General features: G+C 71.4%; 23 protein-coding genes and 1 riboswitch. Of the genes, 11 read left to right on the top strand and 12 right to left on the bottom strand.

Going from position 1 to position 20,598, the window contains the following annotated elements; all coding sequences use genetic code 11:
- Window positions 1-97: 97 nt before the first annotated feature.
- Together IE182_RS06290 and IE182_RS06285 are read left to right on the top strand one after the other, a co-directional pair.
- On the top strand, window positions 98-2,125 hold the full coding sequence (locus tag IE182_RS06290) for an RICIN domain-containing protein (protein ID WP_229844613.1): 2,028 nt from the start codon (window positions 98-100) through the stop codon (window positions 2,123-2,125).
- A gap of 120 nt (window positions 2,126-2,245) precedes the next feature.
- A complete protein-coding gene (locus IE182_RS06285) occupies window positions 2,246-2,848 on the top strand; it encodes a hypothetical protein (protein ID WP_190108625.1) in 603 nt (200 codons plus the stop codon).
- 107 nt (window positions 2,849-2,955) lie between these two features.
- Here the strand turns inward: IE182_RS06285 and IE182_RS06280 are convergent, their stop codons facing one another.
- Window positions 2,956-4,254, bottom strand: coding sequence for an outer membrane protein assembly factor BamB family protein (locus tag IE182_RS06280; protein ID WP_229844639.1), 1,299 nt, complete (start codon window positions 4,252-4,254; stop codon window positions 2,956-2,958).
- Between the two features lie 58 nt (window positions 4,255-4,312).
- On the bottom strand, window positions 4,313-4,603 hold the full coding sequence (locus tag IE182_RS06275) for a hypothetical protein (RefSeq protein WP_190108623.1): 291 nt from the start codon (window positions 4,601-4,603) through the stop codon (window positions 4,313-4,315).
- A 36-nt stretch (window positions 4,604-4,639) separates the two neighbouring features.
- Between IE182_RS06275 and IE182_RS06270 the strand changes: the two genes are divergently transcribed.
- Complete coding sequence (locus IE182_RS06270; protein WP_190108622.1) at window positions 4,640-5,089, top strand: 2-thiouracil desulfurase family protein; 450 nt, start codon at window positions 4,640-4,642, stop codon at window positions 5,087-5,089.
- 51 nt (window positions 5,090-5,140) lie between these two features.
- Here IE182_RS06270 and IE182_RS06265 read toward each other — a convergent pair whose 3' ends face one another.
- On the bottom strand, window positions 5,141-5,491 hold the full coding sequence (locus tag IE182_RS06265) for a nuclear transport factor 2 family protein (RefSeq protein WP_190108621.1): 351 nt from the start codon (window positions 5,489-5,491) through the stop codon (window positions 5,141-5,143).
- A 53-nt stretch (window positions 5,492-5,544) separates the two neighbouring features.
- Between IE182_RS06265 and IE182_RS06260 the strand changes: the two genes are divergently transcribed.
- The 3 genes from IE182_RS06260 to IE182_RS06250 all read left to right on the top strand — a co-directional run bounded on the left by IE182_RS06260 (window position 5,545) and on the right by IE182_RS06250 (window position 6,989).
- A complete protein-coding gene (locus IE182_RS06260; RefSeq protein WP_190108620.1) occupies window positions 5,545-5,865 on the top strand; it encodes an ArsR/SmtB family transcription factor in 321 nt (106 codons plus the stop codon).
- Between the two features lie 72 nt (window positions 5,866-5,937).
- Window positions 5,938-6,408: a nuclear transport factor 2 family protein gene (locus tag IE182_RS06255; RefSeq protein ID WP_190108619.1), complete on the top strand. Its 471-nt coding sequence runs from the start codon at window positions 5,938-5,940 to the stop codon at window positions 6,406-6,408.
- 173 nt (window positions 6,409-6,581) lie between these two features.
- The gene (locus IE182_RS06250; RefSeq protein ID WP_190108618.1) at window positions 6,582-6,989 is read left to right on the top strand and encodes a DnaJ family domain-containing protein; all 408 of its coding nucleotides are present in this window, start codon (window positions 6,582-6,584) and stop codon (window positions 6,987-6,989) included.
- On the opposite strand, the gene IE182_RS06245 is transcribed toward IE182_RS06250, so the two are convergent.
- A complete protein-coding gene (locus IE182_RS06245) occupies window positions 6,968-7,693 on the bottom strand; it encodes a FadR/GntR family transcriptional regulator (RefSeq protein ID WP_190108617.1) in 726 nt (241 codons plus the stop codon). The genes IE182_RS06250 and IE182_RS06245 overlap by 22 nt on opposite strands.
- A 208-nt stretch (window positions 7,694-7,901) precedes the next feature.
- Between IE182_RS06245 and IE182_RS06240 the strand changes: the two genes are divergently transcribed.
- Complete coding sequence (locus tag IE182_RS06240) at window positions 7,902-8,477, top strand: flavin reductase family protein (protein ID WP_229844612.1); 576 nt, start codon at window positions 7,902-7,904, stop codon at window positions 8,475-8,477.
- A 65-nt stretch (window positions 8,478-8,542) separates the two neighbouring features.
- Window positions 8,543-9,763 carry an acyl-CoA dehydrogenase family protein gene (locus IE182_RS06235; protein WP_190108616.1) on the top strand — a complete coding sequence of 407 codons (1,221 nt, stop codon included), beginning with the start codon at window positions 8,543-8,545 and terminating at the stop codon, window positions 9,761-9,763.
- Between the two features lie 19 nt (window positions 9,764-9,782).
- Here the strand turns inward: IE182_RS06235 and IE182_RS06230 are convergent, their stop codons facing one another.
- The gene (locus IE182_RS06230) at window positions 9,783-10,100 is read right to left on the bottom strand and encodes an ArsR/SmtB family transcription factor (protein WP_190108615.1); all 318 of its coding nucleotides are present in this window, start codon (window positions 10,098-10,100) and stop codon (window positions 9,783-9,785) included.
- A 107-nt stretch (window positions 10,101-10,207) separates the two neighbouring features.
- Here IE182_RS06230 and IE182_RS06225 point away from each other — a divergent pair, with 107 nt between their 5' ends.
- A complete protein-coding gene (locus tag IE182_RS06225) occupies window positions 10,208-11,206 on the top strand; it encodes a zinc-dependent alcohol dehydrogenase family protein (protein WP_190108614.1) in 999 nt (332 codons plus the stop codon).
- Window positions 11,207-11,262: 56 nt separating this feature from the next.
- Here the strand turns inward: IE182_RS06225 and IE182_RS06220 are convergent, their stop codons facing one another.
- From IE182_RS06220 to IE182_RS06195, 6 genes are all read right to left on the bottom strand, one after another.
- On the bottom strand, window positions 11,263-12,342 hold the full coding sequence (locus IE182_RS06220; protein WP_190108613.1) for a magnesium and cobalt transport protein CorA: 1,080 nt from the start codon (window positions 12,340-12,342) through the stop codon (window positions 11,263-11,265).
- A gap of 253 nt (window positions 12,343-12,595) precedes the next feature.
- The gene (gene dmpI, locus IE182_RS06215) at window positions 12,596-12,778 is read right to left on the bottom strand and encodes a 4-oxalocrotonate tautomerase DmpI (RefSeq protein ID WP_190108612.1); all 183 of its coding nucleotides are present in this window, start codon (window positions 12,776-12,778) and stop codon (window positions 12,596-12,598) included.
- Window positions 12,779-12,915: 137 nt separating this feature from the next.
- Window positions 12,916-13,806 carry a LysR family transcriptional regulator gene (locus IE182_RS06210; protein ID WP_190108611.1) on the bottom strand — a complete coding sequence of 297 codons (891 nt, stop codon included), beginning with the start codon at window positions 13,804-13,806 and terminating at the stop codon, window positions 12,916-12,918.
- 182 nt (window positions 13,807-13,988) lie between these two features.
- Window positions 13,989-14,552, bottom strand: a complete 564-nt coding sequence (locus tag IE182_RS06205; RefSeq protein ID WP_190108610.1) for a YbaK/EbsC family protein — start codon at window positions 14,550-14,552, stop codon at window positions 13,989-13,991.
- Between the two features lie 137 nt (window positions 14,553-14,689).
- Window positions 14,690-15,157: an acyl-CoA thioesterase gene (locus IE182_RS06200; protein WP_229844611.1), complete on the bottom strand. Its 468-nt coding sequence runs from the start codon at window positions 15,155-15,157 to the stop codon at window positions 14,690-14,692.
- A gap of 122 nt (window positions 15,158-15,279) precedes the next feature.
- Window positions 15,280-15,501, bottom strand: a riboswitch (cobalamin riboswitch).
- Between the two features lie 113 nt (window positions 15,502-15,614).
- On the bottom strand, window positions 15,615-16,718 hold the full coding sequence (locus IE182_RS06195) for a glycine amidinotransferase (protein ID WP_190108609.1): 1,104 nt from the start codon (window positions 16,716-16,718) through the stop codon (window positions 15,615-15,617).
- Window positions 16,719-16,986: 268 nt separating this feature from the next.
- Between IE182_RS06195 and IE182_RS06190 the strand changes: the two genes are divergently transcribed.
- Both IE182_RS06190 and IE182_RS06185 read left to right on the top strand, forming a co-directional pair.
- Window positions 16,987-18,795 carry an amidohydrolase gene (locus IE182_RS06190; RefSeq protein ID WP_190108608.1) on the top strand — a complete coding sequence of 603 codons (1,809 nt, stop codon included), beginning with the start codon at window positions 16,987-16,989 and terminating at the stop codon, window positions 18,793-18,795.
- 31 nt (window positions 18,796-18,826) lie between these two features.
- Entirely contained in the window at window positions 18,827-19,585 is a 759-nt protein-coding gene (locus IE182_RS06185; RefSeq protein ID WP_190108607.1) for a helix-turn-helix transcriptional regulator, read from the top strand.
- 58 nt (window positions 19,586-19,643) lie between these two features.
- Here IE182_RS06185 and IE182_RS06180 read toward each other — a convergent pair whose 3' ends face one another.
- Entirely contained in the window at window positions 19,644-20,318 is a 675-nt protein-coding gene (locus tag IE182_RS06180) for an HAD family hydrolase (protein WP_190108606.1), read from the bottom strand.
- Window positions 20,319-20,598: the final 280 nt, after the last annotated feature.

The raw sequence follows: 20,598 nt of genomic DNA, 5'->3' as shown, positions 1-20,598 counted from the left end.
GGACACCCCCACCCCTGCCACAGCGGGCCCGGCGGTACCCGGGGCCTCACCGGCCCCACGCAGCACCGACGACCCTCCACACCGATGGGACTGCACCATGAGCACACACGCTCGCAAGAAACCCACCTCCCACCGCCGGAGCAGAACCCGGCGCCGGATAGGCGTCGCGGCGGCCTCCACGGCGGTCGCCGCCGCGCTCGCCGCGGGCCTCATCAGCATGGTGTCGGCGTCGACGCCGGACGACGCGCCGGCCGAGGCCAAGAACGTCGCCGCCGCACAGCCGGTGCACCGGACCGCGCCGGAGCCGCTGAAGAAGACGCCCAAGGCCGACACGGGCCGCGGCCTGGTCTACAAGGGCCTCGACCCGGCGCCCAAGGGCGACCCGTGCGTCGGCGTCTACCGGGTCTCCGACGCCCGCCTGTGCACCCACGGCCCGGACGCTCCCCCCAAGGGCATCGACATCACCAAGGACACCGCGCCCGTCGCCAAGGCCGCCGACAAGCCGGAGCTGACCGGCGACGGCAAGCAGGCGCCCGCCGCCGGCGAGGCCCTGCCGGGCACGACGCCCGCCCTCGACGCCCGCACCGGCAACAGCGTCGCCGCCGCCGGCCGCACCCCGGCCGGCCCGAACGCACCCGGGGGTGCGCGGACCCTCTGCGAGGGCGACGGCTCCACCGGCAACCGCGTCCAGGTGCTGTACGTCCACGGGCCCGGCCGGGACCGGTTCGGCCAGTACGCGGCCTCGTTCAAGCAGTGGGCCGCGGAGACGGACGTCATCTACAACGCGAGCGCCAAGGAGACCGGCGGCGAGCGGCACGTCCGCTACGTCACCGAGGCCGACTGCACCCCCTCCGTGCTGAACGTGGAGCTCACCGACGGCGCCCTCGCCGAGTTCGGCGCCATGAACAACGCCCTGGCCGCGAAGGGATTCAACCGCCGCGACCGCAAGTACATGATCTTCGCCGACGCCCAGGTCTACTGCGGCATCGGCACGTTCAACGGCGACGAGCGCCCGGGCCCGGACAACCTGAGCAACTTCGGCCCGTCCTACGGCCGCACCGACTCCGGCTGCTGGGGCGGCAGCACGCCCGCCCACGAGCTCGGCCACAACCTCGGCGCGGTCAACAACAGTGCCCCGCACACCAGCAAGGCCGCGCACTGCGTCGACGAGTGGGACATCATGTGCTACTCGGACGCGCCGTACTACCCCACGATGCAGACGATCTGCCCCGACCGGGCCAATGACGACCGTCTGGACTGCGGGCACGACGACTACTTCCACACCAATCCGAAGCCGGGCAGCTACCTGGCCACGCACTGGAACATCGCCAACAACCGCTTCCTGATCGCCGGCGGCGGTTCCACCGACCCGAACCCCAGCCCCACGCCCACCCCGAACCCCACCGGGACCCCCGACCCCGGCCCGTCCACCGGGCCCGCGGCGCAGGTCACCCAGATCACCCCGGACTCGGCCCTGGTCAGCTGGCCTGCGGTCGCCTCGGCCGCCGGCTACGACCTGCTGCTCAACGGCAAGAAGTACGCGGACGTCAAGGACGCCTCCGTCCGGCTCGTCGGCCTCACTCCCGACACGGCCTACAAGGTGACCGTCTCCGCGCGCGCCAAGGACGGCAAGGTCTCGGCCCCCGGCCGCGCCGCTTCCTTCCGCACCCTGGCCGCCGGCACCGGCACGACCAAGCCGGGCGGCAAGTTCCTGCTGGTCAACAGCCTCACCGGCCAGGCGGCCGACCTGTGGGGGAGCTCCACCGCGAACGGCACCGTCGCCATCGCCTACCAGCGGCACGGCTACGCCAACCAGCAGTGGACCTTCGAGGACGCCGGCAGCGGTGCCGTGCGCGTGAAGTCCGTCCAGTCCGGCAAGTGCCTGCAGCCGGGCAACGACGGCCGGGCGACGGCCGGCCAGTACGTGGCCCAGCAGCCGTGTGGCGGTGCGTCCGCCCAGAAGTGGAAGCTGACCTCCAACGGCGGCTCGTACGTCCTCCAGCCGCAGGGGTCCTCCCTGACGCTCGGCATCAGCAAGCGCTGGTACTACGGCGGCTACCTGCTCGAACTGCAGGAGCCGAACAAGCAGGGCTACCAGAACTGGACCCTGGCCAAGGCATCCTGACGGCCTGACCAGCACCCCGGAACGGGGCCGGCGACCGCGACCCTCACCCCACCCCCACCGCGGTCGCCGGCCCTCTCCCGTGGCCCTCCGCGCCCTCCCCCTACGCCCGAGGAGTACCTGATGACCTTCCGCCCCGCAGCACTCGCCCCGGCAGCCGGGCTGATCGCCGCCCTGACCGTGCTGGGCACGGCTGCCCCGGCCGCAGCGCACGGCGACACCATCCACTTCACCGTCACCGGCGACCGCCCCGACGGCCACGTACGGGCCGTCGCCGCCTGGGACAACGACGACGACCCCGTGGACGAGCCGGTCGCGGGCACCCTGACCGCCCAGGACCCCAACGGCGTCACGCGCGGGCCCTGGCCACTCGTCCGCGTCGAGGGCGCCAAGGCCACGTACACCACCCGCGAGACGCTCACCCCGGGCACCTGGAAGATCACCGTCCACTGTGGTTTCCCCGACCTGGGCCACGGTGAGGCCACCGTGAACGTCCCCGCCCTCACCGAAGGCCCCCCGGCCGCGTCACCGTCCGCCGAGCGGACGACCCCGTCGCCCGCGCCCCGGACCGGCGCCGCGGCCGCCACCGCCGACGACACGGAGAGCGCCGACGAGGCCGGCGGGAGCGTCACCGCGAAGGTGGTGACGGCGGCGGCCGTCGTGGCCGCCGCCGCGACGGCCGCCGCCCTCGTACTGCGCTCGCGCCGCACCCGCAAGCGCAGCTGACCGCCGGCACCCCTGGTGACGTGCGTCAACACGCCCCTGGGCACGTCATGCAGCCGCCCACAGGCCAACGGCCCCCGGCCCCGGCCCTGGTGCCGGGGGGGCGAACATCAGAGCCGCAGGGCCTGTACGCCCCCGGAGGACAGCCCGTACAGGACGTCTGATGCGACAAGCGGGTCGTCCATGACGGAAGAAACGCCGGGCAACCGCCAGCGAGGCTTCCCGGTGCGGGCGTCGTAGGACCACCAAGCCGAGTCATGCGTCACGATCACGTCGTCGCCGACGACCTCGGGGGCCGACCAGCACGCCTCCGTGCGGTCCACACGCCACAGTTCCTTGCCGCTGTCCACGGACAGCGCCAGCACGTAGCCGCGCTTGCTGCTCATGCTGAAGAGGCTGTCGGAGCCGAAGCCTTCCCCCGAGGCGACGAAGAGGCGGCTGTCGCGCTGGGTGACGACCGGGCGGCAGTAGCCCTTGGCCACGGTTCGCCGCCAGCGCAGGTCACCGTTCGTGGCGTTGTACGCGGCGAGATCACCGCGGTAGGTGCACACGTACACGCAGCCCCCGTCCCCGGCAGCGGTGATCACCCCGTCCATGGCGGGCGCCCGCCACCGCCGCTCGCCCGTTTCCGTGTCGTACGCACAGAGCCGGTGCTCCTCGTCGAGCAGGTAGACGGTGCCGCCGTCCGGCGCGACGGCGATGGTCTCCTCGCTCCCGGAGGCCGGGGCCTGCCAGCGCGCTTCGCCGGTGAGAGGGTCCAGTGCGCCTACGGAGCGGGCGTCGTCGGGGGAGCCGGCGGGCTTACCGGTACGGGCGAGGAGGAGCTGCCGTCGGGGCAGCGGCTGGAAGATCCCGGAGGCCGGGGCAGTCCAGCGCGTCTGCCCGGTGGCGGCGTCCAGGCCGCACAGAACGCCGGGCGCGGTGGGCGCCTCGTCGTCGGTGTTGCGGTGCAGGTGGACACAGACGGTGGAGCCGAGCACCACCGGCCGGTCGGGCGTCCCCGTGCCGAGCGGCCCGGCGGACCACACCGGCTCTCCGTCGTCGGCCCGGTGGGCCCGGACGACGCCGCTGCGGCTGACGACGTAAACGGTGCCACCGGCAACAGCGAGCGGGCCGGCCTCCCACGCTTCCGCGTTCACCCGCACACTCCAACGCCTGCGCCCGTCGGCGGCGTCCAGCGAGAGAAGGCCGGCGGGGGAGTCCGTGACGGCGTAGAGGTGGTGGCCGTCGCCGGCGAGACCGAACTGCAGCCGGCCGTCGAAGGTCCACAGCGCGCTCCGCTGCGGTGGCGCGTCGACGTCCTTGTCCCGGAAGACGTTCCACCCCGCGTAGCCGCCGGCGCCGAGGACCCCGGCCGTCGCGGTGAGCAGGAAGGCCCGCCGCGACGGGCGACTGCTGTTCGAATTCATGAGCACGCTCGGTAACGTACAACGGGGCGACGAGTGTTCCGTCGTGCCCGGGGTCGGCTCAGCCGAAGATGCGGAGGTTCTCGTCGACCCAGTCGCGCAGAGTCAGTGGGGCGCTTCCGGTGAGCTTCTCGACGGAGTCGGAGATCTTCCAGTCCCAGGCGGCCGACTGGCGCTTGGGCTCCAGCAGGGCTTCGAGGCGGGGACCGCCCCAGCCCAGGCGGTCGAACTCCGCCTGGGTCTCGGCCCGGGTGCGCTCGACGACCCGGACCTCTTCGCCGAGTGCAGCGCCGACGATCTCGCCCTGACGCCGCGGACGGCGGGGGCCGCAGACCACGCAATCGCGCATCACGCCGGGCCACCGTGCCGGTGTGGCTAGCCTGACGGCATGGAAGCAATCCTGGTCAGCGCGTGTCTGCGCGGCGTGCCGTGCCGGTTCGACGGACGTCACAAGGCGTCGTCGGAGATCGAGGAGGCAGTGGCCGGCCGCGAGGTCGTCTCCTTCTGCCCGGAGGTCGCGGGCGGGCTCGCAACTCCGCGACGGCCGGCGGAGCTGGTGGGTGGCGACGGGCACGACGTGCTCGACGGGACGGCGCGGGTCGTCGAGGACACCGGGCGCGACGTGACGGCCGAGTTCGTGGACGGAGCACGGCGCGCACTCGCGGCGGCACGGAACGGAGGCTGCACAGACGCGCTGTTGATGCCGCGCAGTCCCTCGTGCGGACGGGGCGTGGTGTACGACGGGTCGTTCGCCGGGGAGCTGATGCCGGGGGACGGGGTGACGGCGGCGCTGCTTGAGCGGAACGGGATCGCCGTTCGACCCGCACCCGGAGTGTGAAGCCGCCCCTCCCGGCGATCCACCGGGAGAGGGCGTGAAGACATGAGGGCTTCAGGACACCCTGATCTCAAGGTGCTTGATCTTGCCGTCGGTGTCGAGGCGGGCGACGTCCTGCCCGGCGAGAGCGAAGACCGCACCGGTCTGGCGACGCCCGGCGACAGCCCATGAGGCCGCGAGCCCGTCCGGGGCCCGGGTGACGGTCCATACGTGCTTCAGCTCGGCGTTGCGGGAGAAGAAGCCGCGGAAGAAGTCCGTGATGGCGACGGTGCCGTCCACCGCGGCCACCCCGTTGGGCTCGACGGTGGCGTCGGGTGCGAAGAGGGCGATCAACTCGGCGAAGGCATGCTCGTCGTTGCCGGCGACGTCGGACAGTTCGAAGTAGCGGTCCAGGATGGTGGGCACGACAACTCATTTCGACGATTGGCTAACTGTCTAAGTGACCGTAGCATGTCGGCATGAGCCGCCTTCACCACCCCGGACCCGACGAGATCGACCTGATCTCCGTGCTGCACGCGCTCGCCGACCCGGTACGCCTGTCGATCGTCACGGCCCTCGCGGACGGGCAGGAGCACCCCTGTGGGGGCTTCGACTGCGGCATCACCAAGGCGAGCCTGTCCCACCACTTCCGGGTCCTGCGTGAGTCGGGTGTGACCACGACCCGGCAAGAAGGCAAGCACCGGTTGATCTCGCTCCGGCATGCCGACCTGGAGCACCGCTTCCCCGGCTTGATCGATCCGCTCATCCGCGCTGCCGGACCCACCCCTCCGGCCGCCTGACCGACGAATGCCGGGAGGAACGAGGGCGGAGGGCTTGACCTCAAGTGCGCTTGAGGCAGGAGGGTTCTCGTCATGAACGCCGATGACATGCACCGAACGGTGCAGACCCTCACCGACCGGGCAGAGATCACTGACCTGATGGACCGCTACCTGCGCTCCCTGGACGACGGGGTTTTCGACGAGGAGTGGGCTCGTACGTTCCACACTGAGGACGTCACTGCGGACATGCCCATTGGCACTGTTCACGGTCGCGATGCCTTGCTGGACCACGTCAGCCGCGGGATGGCCATGTTCGACCGGACGGTGCACCTGAGCACCAACGCCGTCATCGAGATCGACGGCGACCGGGCTACTGTCCGTAGCGCCCAGCTGAGCACCCATGTTCTGGCAGACGGCTCGGAGAGCGTCTTCATCTCCGCCGGACATGCCGACAACGAACTGCTCAGGACGGCCAACGGGTGGCGAATCTCGGCTTCGGCTCTCCGCGTGGTGTGGACCCAGGGCACCCCGCCGCGGCTCCCGGACGTCGCGGCAGCCGGCTGACAGGCTTGATGCATGGCAGGCCGGAACACGAGCCGCACTCACTGACAGTGGGCCCGTCGGCGGGCCGGCGTCGAGCGCCGCCCCGTCCTCCAGGGCGTCTGAGATCCTGGAAGCAGAGGAAGGTCACGCGGACCGTCTGGCCGTCCTGAGCCGTGGACCGGGAGGAGCGTGCAGTGAGCGAGCGTGAGCGCGGCGTCGCGGACTTCGAATCGTGGGCCGATCGGCAGATCAGGGAAGCCGAGCGGCGCGGCGACTTCCGGAACCTCCCCGGGTTCGGCAAGCCACTGCCCGGCATCGATCAGCCCTACGACGAGGACTGGTGGATCAAGGCGAAGATGCGCCGCGAGAACATCTCCTTCCTGCCCCCGGCCCTCGTCCTGCGCAAGGAGGCGGAGGACGCCTTTGCCGCCGCGGTGGCGGCCAGGACGGAGGGGGAAGCGCGACGGATCGTCGGCGAGATCAACGACAAGATCGCTGCAGCCCTGCGCAGGCCGCCGCCCGGCCCGGCGCTGCATCTCGCCCCCTTCGACATCGACACCGTCCTTGCCGCTCGGCGCGATCAGCGCCGCGGCGGCTCGTAAGTGCCGGCCCGGTCGGGGCGTGCCAGGTCCATCGCCCTGGCGCGGTCGCGCGTTTCGAGGGCATCGATGAGCGCCGCGCAGTGGGCGTAGCGGTCCTGGAGCGAGCCATCCGCGTCAGGCCCGGCCAGGGGCAGGAGCGTTGCGAACAGGGAACGCAGCAGTGCGTTGGGGCTGACGGCCACCAGCCGGCTGCGCAGCCGGTGGTCGGCGGCGGCGAAGGCGACCGGGTCGGAGTCGCGGGCCGCTGCGGCCAGTTTGGCCAGTTCACGTCGCAGGTCGGCGATATCGGCCGGTGAGGCGTGCCAGAGGGCATCCTCGACGAGGAGCGGGCTCAGGGCGTCACGGATGCGCCGGGCCTCCTCGGCACGCACGCCGTCCGTCGGATGTGCGTCCAGGGCCAGAACGGAGTTGCCCAGGCGGCGCATGGGTGACTGTTCGGCGGCGAAGAGTCCGCCGCCCGGGCCCGGGCGTACGGTGACGAGCCCGCGGGACTGCAACAGCCGCAGGGTCTCGTTGAACGTACCGGCCGACACCCCGCACGCCGTGCGCAGCTCATCCTTGGTGCCCAGGCGCTGACCCGGCTCCGTCCGCTCGATCATCTCGGCGATCCGCTCGGCCGCGACCTCGGCGCGGGAGAGCGCGGTGCGTTCCCATTCGGCGCGCCGCAGCGCGGGCGGCTCCACGCCCTCATGCGTCTTGTGCATCTCATGCGTCTCGTGCGGCCCAAGGTCACTGTTCCTGGCCTGTTGGGCCGGCTTGACCGGCCCGGCAGGCTCCGCGGCTCCGGCCGGAAGACCTCTGCCCCTGCTGTCACGTGCGGCGTGCTGCACTCCGCCCCCTCGATCGATCCTCGTCCGTATTGATTATGACGAATATCCTCCCACCTCTTGACGTCTGAGGGAACCCATCTGCATGATCATCCTAATCATCATGATGAATAGAGGGGGCGGCGTGATGAAGACGAACGAGACAGCCCAAGCGGCAGTCGGCGAACAGGACTTCAGGGATCTGATGGCCGGGGTCTGCGCCCCGGTGACCGTCGTGACCGCCACCGAAAACGGCACGCCCCACGGAGCCACCGTCAGCGCCTTCGCGTCCCTGTCCCTGCGTCCGCCGATGGTCTCGGTGGCCCTGGACCGCACGTCACGCCTGCTGGCCCGCATCCAGAGGACCGGGCGGTTCGCCGTGAACGTGCTCGGCGCGGGACAGCAAGCGCTCGCACTGCGTTTCGCCCGCCACGCGGCCGACCGCTTCGCCGGCATTCGGTGGGAGTACGAGCACGCCCTGCCGCGGCTGCACGGCGCGCCGGGCCGGCTCGTGTGCGAGCTCGCCTCGGTGGCCGAGGGCGGCGACCATCTCCTGCTGCTGGGCGCGGTCGTTCACGCCCGTACCAGGACTGCGGCCCCGCTGGTCTACGGCCACCGCGCCTTCGGCACGCACTCCGCATTCACCGCCGACGAACAGCCGACCGCCGCCCCGTTGCGATGAGTTGCCCTGCTCTTCGTCGCCCTTCACCCCCAGCCCTTCACCTGTCCGACTCTGTGGAGACAGACATGACCATCACCAGCCGTTCCGTCCCGGCCGCCACCTCCACGGCCGTCCCCGACCGCGCCGAGCTGGTGGCGCGAGCCACCGCGCTGCAGCCGCTGTTGCGTGAACACGCCGCCAGGATCGAGGCGGACCGCAAAGTGACCGACGAGGTGATCGACGCCCTGACCGATGCGGGGCTGTTCAAGCTGACCGTGGCCCGTCGCTTCGGCGGACACGAGTCCGACATGCGCACCCTGCTGGACGTGTCGGCCGCGATCGCGGAGGGCGACGGCTCCACGGGATGGGTGACGGCCGTGGTCAACACCTGCAACTGGCTGGCCGGCCTGTTCCCCGTCGAGGCCCAGGAGGAGGTCTTCGGCGCCGACCCCGACGCGCGGGTCACCGGTGTCTTCACCCCCGCCGCCATCACCAACCGCAAGGTCGAGGGCGGCTGGCGGATGTCCGGCCGCTGGTACTACAACTCCGGTGCGTGGCACTCCACGTGGGCCGTGCTGGGCATACCGCTGACCGGCGAGAGCGGCGAGGTGGTCGACCAGGCGATGGTCCTGGTACCGCGTACGGACCTGGAGATGCAGGACGTCTGGCACGTCGCCGGAATGCGCGGTACCGGCAGCAACTGCCTGATGGCCGAGGACGTCTTCGTGCCCGGGCACCGCGTCATCTCCGTGCCGCGCGCCATTGACGGCGAGCTGCCCGCGGTGCACGGGCCGACGGGCCTGTTCCGCTCGCCGCTCTCGCCGCTCCTCGCCCTGGGCCTCGTCGGCCCCCAAGTGGGCATGGCGCGCGCCGCGCTGAAGCTGGTCACCGAGAAGACCGCGACGAAGCCGATCTCGTACACCTACTACGAGACGCAGGCCGAGTCGGTGGCCGTGCAACTCCAGGTCGCCGAGGCCGCCCTGCAGATCGACACCGCACAGCTGCATCTGTACCGGGCCGCCGCGGACATCGACGAGGCCGCCGCCCGCGGCGGGGAACTCGACGTGCTGACCCGCGCCCGGGTCCGGGCGGACAGCGGGCACGCCGTCAAGAACGTCCTTGAGGCCCTCAACACTCTGCTCGACGTGCACGGTGGCGGCGCCTTCGCCGACGCGAATCCGCTGCAGCGGATCTGGCGGGACGCGAGCATCGCCGGACGGCACGCGGTCGCCACGCCTGCGGTCGGCATGGAGATCTACGGCAAGCTGCTGCTGGGCGTGGACGAGCGGATCACGCCGTTCGTGTGAGCAGAGCGTGTGGGCAGAGTCAGCGCTGCCGGGCCTGGGGTGTGGTGAGGGCGTCGAGCAGGCCGGGGAACGCCTCGTCCATGTCGGCACGGCGCAGCGCGTTCATCCTGGCGGTTCCGACGTAGTACTGGCGGATCAGACCCGCTTCGCGCAGCACTTTGAAGTGATGGGTGGCGGTGGACTTGCTGACCGCAATGGCGAAGGCACCACAGGCGACGTCCGAGTCGGCGGCGCTCAACTGCGTGACGATGCTGCGGCGTACGGGGTCGACGAGAGCCTCCAGTACCTGCTGCAAGGCGAATTGCGCCACCTGTGGGTGCGGCGGTGTACGTTCCATGCCCTCATAGTACGACCGTCATCAAAGTTTGACGACGGTCGTACTTATGGGTCATGGTGGGACCGTGCTCACGACGAGCAACGTACGAGCAATCAGGGGGAGTCGGCATGGCAAGGACGGTGCAGTTCCACGAGACCGGTGGACCCGAGGTGCTCCGACTGGAGGACCTTGAGACCGGTGAGCCGGGGCCGGGCGAGGTGCGCATCCGGGTGGATGCGATCGGCGTCAACAGGGCCGAGGCGCTGTTCCGCAGCGGTCAGTACATCGAGCCGGTCAAGCACCTGCCCGCCAGGCTCGGCAACGAGGCCGCCGGCGTGATCGAGGCCGTAGGCCCTGAGGTCACCGGCTTCGAGAAGGGGCAGGCCGTCAGCGTCATACCCAACTTCTCCCACAACGACTACGGCGTCTACGCCGAGCGCGCCGTCGTCCCGGCGACCGCGCTCCTGCCTCGCCCCGAGGGAGTGGACGCCGTCTCCGGCGCGGCGGTGTGGATGCCCTACCTCACCGCCTACGGAGCGATGGTGGAAGTCGGCGGGATGCGGGCGGGCGACGTCGCCGCCATCACCGCGGCCTCCAGCAGCGTCGGCCTTGCCGCGATCCACACGGCCAACCGCATCGGTGCCACCCCGATCGCCATCACCCGTACCCGCGCCAAGAAGCAGCAACTGCTCGACGAGGGCGCGGCCGAAGTGATCGTCTCGGACGAGGAGGACGTGGCCGGCCGCCTGCTGGAGCTGACCGGCGGCAAGGGCGCCGAATACGTCTTCGACGCCGTCGCCGGCCCCGGAGCGAAGGAACTGGCCCGTGCCGTGGCCGCTGACGGAACCCTGCTGCTGTGGGGCGCGCAGAGCGGGCAGCCGACCCCATACCCCGGGTTCGACCTGGGCATGCCCGCACTGAACATGCGCACCTACACCATGCTGGAGATCACCAGAGACCCCCGGCGCATGCACCGCGCCACCGCGTTCATCACCTCCGGGCTGCGCACGGGTGCCCTGCGCCCGGTCGTGGACCGTCTCTTCCCGCTGGAAGACGTCGTGCAGGCCCACCGGTACATGGAGTCCAACGCCCAGTTCGGCAAGATCGTCGTCACCGTAGCCCACTGACACCGACATCCCCACCGCCCGTGAGCCGCCGCGGACGGGGGCGGTGGTTCGCCGCTTCAGCGTGTTCGTCCACCATGACGATGTTCTTCACGCCTCTCGTGCCGCACTTCAGGGCCGCTGCCCACTTCCGGCAGCTGTGGTGCCGGATGGTGTCGTCGTCGGTGCAGCCAGACGTACAGCAGCAGGCAGGGAAGCAGAAGTCCGACGGCGGTGAGGGAGACGAACGCCGTGAAGCTGCTGATGTGACTGGTCAGCCAGTCGAAGTTCTGCCCGAAGAAGCCGACCACGAAGGACAGCGGGAGGAACACGGTCGCGAGGACGGTGAGCCGTTCCACCGTGGCGCTCTGCCGCAGATTGATCTTGTTCTGCTCGACGGAGATCACCGCGATGTTCGCTTCGAGGACGGTGGTCAGGAGGTCCCGCTGGGCGGCGACCTCCTCGTTGACCAGCAGCAGGTGGTCGTGCACGTCACGGAAGTACGGCAGGAGCTCGGCTGCCGTCCTGCCGGGTTGCAGCCGTCGGGAGAGCACGGCCAGGAGCGGGTGCACGGCGCGGTAGAAGTCGGTGGCCTCGCGGCGGAGGGAGTAGATCCGCTCGGTCGGAGCAACCGCCCCGGAGAACACCGTGGCCTCGATCTGCTCGATGTCGTGTTCGAGTTCCGTGACGACCGGCGCATAGCTGTCGACGACCTGGTCGAGGATCGCCCACAGCGTCGAGCCGCTGCCGGTCCGCAACAGCTCCGGGCGGCGTTCGAGCCGGCTGCGGGCACCGTGCAGCTCGCTGGCGATGCCGTGACGGACCGTGATCACGAAGTGTTCGGCGAGGAAGATGCTGATCTCGCCGGTGTCGATCTCCTCGCGCTCGTCGTCGTAGCGCGCGGTGCGCAGGATGATCAGCTCGGTGCCGTCCTCGTACTGCTCGGCCTTCGGCCGCAGATGGAAGGCCCGGGCGTCCTCGACGGCCAGTTCGTGCAGCCCGAAGCACTCGCGCACCGTGGCGAGCTCTTCGGGGCCCGGCTCGAACATGCCCAGCCAGACGAACCCGCCCTGCGCGCAGCGCGCGGCCGCTTGCTCCAAGGGCATCGCGCCCTCGTGCTGCCGGCGCCCGTCGCGGTAGTGCGCGCAGTCGACGATCACGGTCCTCCACCTCCCGTCCAGCCGGCGTGCTGCACCACCCGGCACCCGCCGAGGGCGCAACACGCCACACACGCCTCACAGGAGCACATACTCCTACGTCGACGCCGTGGTGACGGGACAGTGGGCAGTCGTCGGCGTGCGGCGTGTCTGCCGAGCCGGTGTCCGCCGTACGGTCGTGGGCGGGGCGGGGCCGGCCCCGTGCCCGGCCCCGCCCTGCTCAACCCCCACCGCCCGGCACACCCGCTGACGACCCCTACTTGTCGGCGGTGAGCTTGCCCGCCACGCCCCAGCTGTCGGTGGGTACCTCGTGGATCCAGACCTGCACGGCCTCGGCCGGAATGTTCAGCGAGTCCACGAACGCGTCGGTGACGCGGGCGACCAGCTCGCGCTTGAGCTCGATGTCGCGGGGGCCCTGCTGGATGGTGACGATGGGCATGACGTGCTCCTCGGTCCCGGGCGTCGCACCGGCCGATCCGGTGCGTTTCGCTGCCGGGAACAGTTCACCGCGCGGGGGCGGGGCCGACCCAGACCCGAATCGCTCTCGCAGCGATCACGATTACTGATCGCTCCTGGTCAGCGGCCTGTCAGAGCCGTCAGAAGAAGATCGAGCAGGGGAGACGAGGCGCCGGAGCGGACCGCGAGTTCGACGGGCAGCCTCAGCCCGGGGGAGGCGAAGGGCACGAAGGCGACCCGGGGCGCCTGCACGCGCCGGGCGTTGCCGTCGTAGACCACCGTCCACATGGGGGAGCCCGAGCCGATCGCGGCGAGGGCGTCCTGGAGGCTGCTGGTCGCCGGGCCGGCAACGGGCGTGAAACCGGCCCGCTGGCAGCCGTCGAGGACGAGGTCGACGAGCGAGGGATGGTTGCGGTGCTCGGTGAGGCACAGTGGCAGTCCGGCGAGGTCGGTGAGCGAGACGCTCGGCCGTCCCGCGAGCGGGTGCCGGGAGGGTACGGCCGCCACGAGCTCCTCCTCCCACAGCGGGTGACGGACGGTCTCGGGAGAGCTGCTCCCCACCGGCCGGGCACCCCGGACGAAGGCGGCGTCGAGCCGCCCGTCGGCGAGCTGCGCGAACCGTTCCCGTACGGGGAGCGAGAGCAGTTCCACCCGCACGTCCGGGGCGTGCCGGGCGAAGTCGTCGAAGAGCCGGTCGAGTCTGTCCCCGAGTCCGGTGACGGTGCCGAGCCTGAAGACGCCGCTCCGGCCATGGGCGAGCTGCGCGGCCACCGACCGGGCCGCGCTCTCCGCTGCCAGGACGGACCGTGCGGCGGGCAGGAACGCCTCCCCGGCCGCGGTGAGCCGGACCGTTCGGGGCGTCCGGTCGAAGAGTTCGACCCTTAGCTCGCGCTCCAGCCGCCGAATCTGCTGACTGACGGCGGGCTGGCCGATCACCAGCCGCTCCGCCGCCCGCCCGAAGTGCAGTTCTTCTGCGACGGTCACGAAGTAGCGCAGCTGTCGCAGTTCCATGGTGCCCCCCTGTGGGTACGCGTGGGTCTCTTCCGGCCCTCGCCGGCCCCTTCCGGTCGATCTTGCCGGAGCTGCGCGGGGCGTCCCCGCCCGGGCCCCGCCGCCCGGCGCCGGATGCGATCGGGTGCGGCCGGAAGGGCCGAAGAGGGGCTCCGGTCGGACACCGGGACGGGACGGCTGCGTCACACGGCGAGGCCCTCAAGGACCTCGGCGCCCGGCAGCTGGGCGAGGGCCCGGCCGGGAAGGATCAGTTTGCCCCGGCGGCGGCCGCTGCCGACGAGGACGAACGGGGTGGCGGCGACCGCCGCGTCGATCAGGAGCGGCCAGCCGTCCGGCAGACCGATGGGGGTGATGCCGCCGTACTCCATGCCCGTCGCCCCGACTGCCGTGTCCATGGGGGCGAAGGACGCCTTCCGGGCCCCGAGGTGCTTGCGGACGGTGCTGTTGACGTCCACGCGGGTGCTGGCCAGGGCGAGGCAGGCGGCCAGGGTCGTTCGACCACCCCGCTTCGCGGCGACCACCACGCAGTTGGCGGAGACCTCCAACGGCACGTCGTAGGCCGCGCTGAACGCCGCGGTGTCGGCCTGCTCGGGGTCGCCGTCCACGTAGAGCACGGAACGGGCGGCCTCCGGCGCGTCCCAGCTCTTGAGCGCGGCGGCCACCGGCTCGGCGAGAACGTCGGGGATGTCCAGGGCCCGGTCGACGGCTACGAAGGCACCGAACGGGAGAGTGGGGCGATCGGTCATGGACCGACTCTAACGACCGAGAGGCAGGCTTCCCGCCCGGTGCCCTTCACCACCCCGCGGAGCCCCCGCCCGGGAACCTTCGCCGAGCCCCGCCGGTGGCCCGTACCGCTCACCGGCGGGGTTCGTACGGCTGCCGGTCAGCCGTCGGCGTGTCCGGGCCCTTCCTCCACCGCCAGGGGCGGTACCGGGCGGGGGCTCCCCTCGGCGTCGACGGCGACGAACGTCAGGCGGCCGGTGGCCACTTCGGCCGTCGGACCCGAGGCGTTCCAACGCTCTGCGGTCACGCGGACCGCCACCGTCATCGACGTGCGGCCGGCACGCTCCAGCTCGGCGTGTGCGCTGAGGAGGTCGCCGGCACGGACCGGGGCGAGGAACGTCATCCGGTCGACGGACACGGTCACGGCCGGCCCGTCGGCATGCCGACCGGCCGCGGCCGCCACCGCGTCGTCGATCAGCTTCATGACGACACCGCTGTGGATGGTGCCGTAGAGGTTGGTGTCGTGCTCGCTCATGATGTGGGCGAGGGTCACGCGGGACTCCGCCGTGCCCTTGGCGGCACGGACCCGGAGGACAGGGGTACCGGTGTCCGGGGTGTCGATCGTCACGTCAACTCTCCTTCGCGAGTCGAGGATCGGCCTCGGTGCACGCGAGGACGCGAGGGAACGGCCCGGTCCGCCCGTGCCGTCGCCGACCCGCCCAGGAGGTCACCGAGTGCTCCGCGTGCGACCGCCGCACGCGGGCAGCGGCAGGTCTTCGGACTCGCGGGCGTCTCTCGTGGGACACGAGCTGTCTACTGGCCGTCGCTTCCCAGGCCCTTCGGGACCCAGTGCTGATGACGGCGGTCGTTCCCGCTCACCGCTGCGGGGCAGTCCCGGATTCCCACCGGGTTCCCTCTTGCGACGCGCCCCGCCTGGCGGGCGGGTGCGAACCAGCTGCGTGATCAGCGTAACCGCCGTTGGAACGCCCTCCCCATGTGGTGGTTCTCAAGGAAGAAGAAGGAAGAAGAAGGACAAGGGCCGCGGCCCCGTGCGACGTCACCGCCCGCAGCGCCCCGTCCGTCGTTCAGAAGTAGTCCTCCGGGCCCGACCCTGCCCTGACGGTGTCGAGGGTGAAGCAGTGGAATCCGCCCGCGAACAGGCGCCGGTGACGGTGGCGGACCGGGACGACGGTGAACCCGCGCGTCTCCAGGGCCTTCACCAGGCGGGGTGCCTGGGAGTTGACGATCACGGTGGACTCGTCGAGGGAGAGCACGTTCATGTCGATGTAGAGGCCGGTGAGGGGCAGGTCCTGGGCTCCGTAGGAGGGGAACTCCCTGAGGTCGGGTTCGGGCACGTAGATCGTGTCCCAGCGCCTGAGCGGCTCGGGAAGGTGATCGAGGACGTGGGGGCCGCGCAGCAGGAGCGTGCCGGGACGCAAGGGCAGGACCTGGGTGTCGATGTGGTTGTTGTCCAGCCCCCGCATGAGGTGGACGCGGAACCGCTCGCCGAGGTGACGGCCGAGCCAGCGGGCGCCCAGCGCATGGTGCGCGGCGGAGACGTTCACCAGCAGGTCACGACCCAGGCGCAGGCATTGCGCCGCGTCGAACATCATCTCCACCCCTCCCCCCGCGCCCGTGTCGGCTCCCGCCATGCCGCCGTCGACGGGCAACGCGTGACCAGGGTCCATCGCCCGGTCGTGGGCCCGGGTGAGGTCGAAGGACGTGTCGGCCATGACGGGACGGGGCATCGACGTCCAGCGCGCCCCGCGCTCGAAGTAGTGGGCGAAGACCGGCTTCAGCAGGTCGTTCTCGAAGTAGCGGGCCCGTACCTGGGGAGCCGTTTCCACGATCTCGTCGCCCAGGATGATGGCCTGGTCGCGGATGTTGAGCGCGGGAGTGGTGGTGCTGCGCCATGCGGGGGTGCGGATCTCGGACGTGCCCCGGCGGGCGCGGGGCCGGTGGACGGTGACACCGGCCTGCTGCAGTGCGGTGACCAGTTCCTCGACGTCCTCGCACAGCTCCTCGGTGTAGCGGGCTGCGATCGGCATGGTGCGCTGCCCGGCGAAGTCGTCGAACGCTGTGAAGAACAGCCGGAACGACAGGTCGAGTTCGTGCGCGTCGTATCCGGCTGCCGATCCGACGACCACCTCCCGTAGGGGAGACCACTCGTCGAAGCTGTTGACACCCATTCCACCCCCGCTGAAGGTCGGCGCCGTCCGGAACGGACCGCTGCCGGCGATTTCCCGGCCTCCCCGTCTCTCCCCATCCCGGCCGGGTCACACACCGCACCTTCCACGGCGTGGCACGGCCGCCGCCGCGGCCGACGTCTGCTGTGCCGCGGCCACCTCCCGCAGGCCCCGGACCTGCTCGGATCCCGGCCTCCGCCCCCGACCGGTACGCCCGCGCCCTTGCCCTCATCGGTCGGAGCCCTCATCGGCCGGAGCCCTCATCGGTCGGATGACCGATGTGCGCGGCCCCCTGCAGAGCGCACAGTGTTGTCGGCCGCCGCGGGCCCCCACCACGGCGGCCGCCCTGACAGCTCAAGAGGAGGACACCGCCTTGCCCGGCACCCCGGCAGATCTCGTCTTCGTCGACGGCTCGGTCCTGACCGTCGACTCCCACTTCACCGTCGCCTCCGCCCTGGCCGTCACCGACGGTCTCGTCAGCGCCGTCGGTGACCGGGCAGCGGTCATGGCGCACGCCGGCCCCGCAACCCGCGTGGTCGACCTCAAGGGCGGCACCCTCCTGCCCGGCATCAACGACTCCCACCTGCACGGCTGTGCCTTCGGGATGACCAAGCCGCCGCTGTCCGTCGACGTTGCCCACCCTGCCGTACGGTCGGTGGCCGACGTGGCCGAGGCGGTACGGAAGGCAGCCGAACAGACCCCGGCAGGGGAGTGGATCACCGGCCACGGGTGGGACGCCGGGTACCTCGCCGAATGCGTTGCCGCCCCCTCCCGGCAGCCCACCCGCCAGGACCTCGACGCCGTCAGCCCGGACCACCCCGTCCTGCTGTACTCCGCCACCGGCCACGCCACTTGGGTCAACTCCGCGGCGCTCGCGCGGGCCGGAGTGGACGACAACACCCCGGCCCCGCCTGGTTCGGTCATCGTCACCGACGCGGCGGGAGAGCCCACCGGCCTCCTCCTGGAGGGTGCCCAGGACCTCGTCCACCGGGCGCTGCCCGCCCTCTCCCCGGAGGTGCGGGCCGACGCCATCAGGGCCACCCTGCGCGACCTGGCCCGGCTCGGCATCACGAGCTACACCGAGCCCGGCCTCGGCCCCGGCGGAGACGCCCTGATGCGCGGCGCCCTGGCCCACAGCACGCTCGACGTCTACCGGCGCCTGGTGGCCGACGGCGAACTGACCGCGCGCGTCAGCGTGCTGCTCCTGCCCACCGGCATGACGAGCACAGCCGAGGACTTCGTCCGGGCGCTGGCCGCCATGGACGAGGCCCCGTCCACCGACCCCCGCCGTCTGAACGTCGTCGGCGTCAAGCTGTTCGCCGACGGTATCCCGGTCAACAGGACGTCCTGGATGCACGAGCCGTACGTCGGCGGAGGCTGCGGCTCCCTGTGCGTCGGCGGGGACACCGACGAGGCACGCGTCGAACAGATCGCGGAGATGATCCGGTACACCCACGCCGCCGGATACCAGGCCGGCGTCCACGTCACGGGGGACCGGGCCATCGACACGGTCGTCGACGCCTTCGCCGCCGCGACCGCCGCCCACCCCCGGCCCGACGCCCGGCACTACGTCATCCACGGCGACTTCCTCAGCGCCCGCAGCATGCGCAAGCTGGCCGCGCACGGCTTCGGCGTCAACATGAACCCGACCATCAAGTGGACCATCGCCGACATCGAGGAGGAGTTCGTCGGCCCGGAAAGGGCCGCGTACGAATGGCCCTACCGGGACGCGATCGACGCCGGCGTCACCGTCACCAGTGGCTCCGACGCGCCCGTCACCCTCCCCGACTGGCGGCAGGGCGTCTCCACGATGATGCTGCGCGAGTCCAAGGCCAGCGGCCGCGTCAGCGGCCCCGACCAGCGCATCCGGCTCGCCGAGGCCATCCGCACCTACACCGTCGACGCGGCCTGGCAGGACTTCGCCGAGGAATGGAAGGGCTCGCTGGAGGTGGGCAAGGTCGCCGACCTGTGCGTCGTCGCGGGCGACCTGCTGACGGCCGACCCGCACGACATCCCGGGCATGCCCGTGGTGTTCACCGCCGTCGGCGGCGAGGTCGTGCACGACGAACTCGCCGTTTGACCCTTCTCCACCGGATGATCATGCTGAACGGATGACAGCGAACCAGAGCACGGCGGACGTGCTGAGCGCCGCCCTGCACGTCCGGGAGGCCGCGCGCCACGCCGTCGACGGCACCGGCGGTGCGGACTCCGTCCTCACCGCACTGTCCGCGGTGATCGACTACGACCACGCGTCGCTGTCCCGGTGGGATCCGCTGCGCGGCCGCCACCTGACGCTGGCCGGCAGCTACCCGGCCGGCGCCACCCGGTACATCGAGAACCGGCTCCACGACGACCCCGGCTTCTCGCTCATCCGCCACTCGGTGGACACCACGCGCTGGTGGCACGACGTGCCCGGGCCGGTGCGGCGGACCTCCACCGGGTTCCACGAGGTCCTCGAACCCCTGGGCGTCGAGGACGGCGTGGCCCAGTGCCTGTTCGCCGCCGACGGCAGGTACGTGGGGATCCTCAACGTCAGCACCACCCGCACCCGGTGCGACCAGCCGGCCGTCCGGGCCGTGATGACCCTGCTGGGGGAGTGCCTGGCAGCCGTCACCGACCCGCTGCTCGGACCCCGCTCCTCCGGCGGCCCCGCCCGGAACGGCGACGCCTCCGCCCTCTCCCCGCGTGAACTGGAAGTCCTGGCGGAACTCACCCAGGGCCGGACCAACCGGCAGATCGCCGACCGCCTCTTCCTCAGCCCCCGCACGGTCGCCACCCACATCGAGCACATCCTCGCCAAGCTCGACGTCCCCAACCGCGCGGCCGCGGCGGGGCGTGCCGTCGCCTGGGGCCTGGAGCCCGCTTCCTGACCGCTCCAGGTGGTGGCCGGAGACGGAGGACACGGGTGAGGCGGTCCGCCAGGGCGGCTCAGCGGACGGTTTCCCGTCCGAGTTCTCCGGCCCAGGCCAGCAGTTCGGGTGCGGCCAGGCTGGTGCCCAGCCAATCGTGGTCGAGGCCGGTTCCGGGAAGGGACGGGACGACGGCCACGTAGAGCCCGGCAGCGCGTGCGGAGGCGATGCCCGTGGCCGAGTCCTCAAAGGCGACGGACCGTTGCGGAGCCACGCCGAGCGCTGCGCACGCCGTGAGGTAGAGGTCCGGCGCGGGCTTGGGGGAGTGCACCTCGTCGGCTGCGAACGAGTGGGGGAAGCAGTCGGCGAGGCCGGCCGATCCCAGTGCCGTGTCCAGGAGTTCCCGCGGGCTGTTGCTGGCGACGGCTACGGGGACGGCCGCCCGGCACGCGCGCACCAGCTCGATCGCCCCGGGGAGCGCCTTGGCGCCCCCGGCCAGTTCGTCGCGGACCCTTCTGAGGAGCTCGGCGGCGATCTCCGTACCGGCTCCGGGCCGCCCGAAGTAGTGGGCCATCGCCTCCCCGGCGGCTTCCACGGTACGGCCGATGACCAGGGCCTTCTGCGCGGGGCCGAAGGGGTGACCGTGTGCTGCGAAGATCGCTGCTTCCGCCACGGTCCAGCAGTCTTCGGTGTTGACCAGCAGGCCGTCGCAGTCGAAGACCACGGCCTCCGTGCCGGTGGGGAGCGAGCGCATGAGCGTTCCCTTCCGCTCGGGTGGTGCAAGGTTGCCCGCTCGGCGGCTGCCGGAGCAGGTGATCATGAACGATCACCCTAGGGCGGGAGTCATGGAACTTCCACGTTCCTGCCCGCAATCGGGCAGGAAATCGATTGTTTGGTCTTTGTTCAGTCGCTCAGCCTGCCGGCGGCCCCGCTCCCCACCAGGTTGCGCCTCCCCGGTCCCGTGGTTCGATGGAAACCGGGCCGTATGACGTCCGCGCTCCCCTTCCCTTCCCTTTGCCGAGACACCCGGAGGG

Source organism: Streptomyces cinnamoneus (assembly GCF_014650495.1).
In the GTDB taxonomy this organism is placed as follows: Bacteria; Actinomycetota; Actinomycetes; order Streptomycetales; family Streptomycetaceae; genus Streptomyces; species Streptomyces cinnamoneus.
This window is presented reverse-complemented; position numbering and strand designations above follow the sequence as displayed.